Here is a 268-nt window from a genome sequence, read left to right as displayed (position 1 = left end):
CGAAGCATAATCAAATAACAAACCTTTATCATGCGAGAACATATGCGGCATACAATGGTATTGGGGAGTTGCATAAAAAATCGGAGGATGGAGGTAAGGATAAGCCGAGCATCGAAAAAGGTTTGCCGCTCGAAAAGTTGCTAACCTTTGGCAAGGTGATTTGGAAGGGGAATGTCCCGGCGGGCGTTACGGAGGAGGAATTGTGCGCCGCACGGTTCATGCGTGCGGATGATTCGCATAGAGGAAACGTACGGGTGTATTTGGATTC

The 268-nt window shown here is 48.1% G+C and carries 1 protein-coding gene; it reads left to right on the top strand.

Going from position 1 to position 268, the window contains the following annotated elements; all coding sequences use genetic code 11:
• The coding region (locus SB689_RS23275) for a hypothetical protein (protein ID WP_410694420.1) at positions 1–268 on the top strand (268 nt) is incomplete at both ends.

It is taken from the genome of Chryseobacterium sp. SIMBA_038, assembly GCF_046535115.1.
In the GTDB taxonomy this organism is placed as follows: Bacteria; Bacteroidota; Bacteroidia; order Flavobacteriales; family Weeksellaceae; genus Chryseobacterium.
This window is presented reverse-complemented; position numbering and strand designations above follow the sequence as displayed.